The organism is Psychrobacter sp. Sarcosine-02u-2, assembly GCF_002836335.1.
In the GTDB taxonomy this organism is placed as follows: Bacteria; Pseudomonadota; Gammaproteobacteria; order Pseudomonadales; family Moraxellaceae; genus Psychrobacter; species Psychrobacter faecalis.
In genome coordinates, this window is record NZ_PJBX01000088.1 from 1 (window position 1) to 297 (window position 297).

Annotated in this window: 1 pseudogene; it reads left to right on the forward strand. The window is 39.7% G+C overall.

Features of this window, described 5'->3' with window-relative positions:
- Nucleotides 1-297: pseudogene (locus CXF58_RS01385) on the forward strand (hypothetical protein); the annotation flags it as partial.

Sequence of the window (297 nt, forward strand, 5' to 3'; positions counted from 1 at the left end):
GACTTAACTAAGCTTGATAAAGCCACGTTCACAAAATGCTTAGATCAATGGTATTTAACCCATGAAGACTATCTGAGTGAGCGTAGTACCAATGAAGATACTGGTAGAAGTTGGTACACTCACAAACGTCTTAGAAGTGCTTATCGCAGCCTCAGAACCAATAGCGATTGGCTATTTACTTACCAAGAATATGGGCATTTAGACATACCAAATACCACCAATTCTCTTGAAGGTTTATTCAGTGAGTTAAAGCGACAATTACACAGTCATCACGGTCTAAGTGAGCAGCGTAAGTTG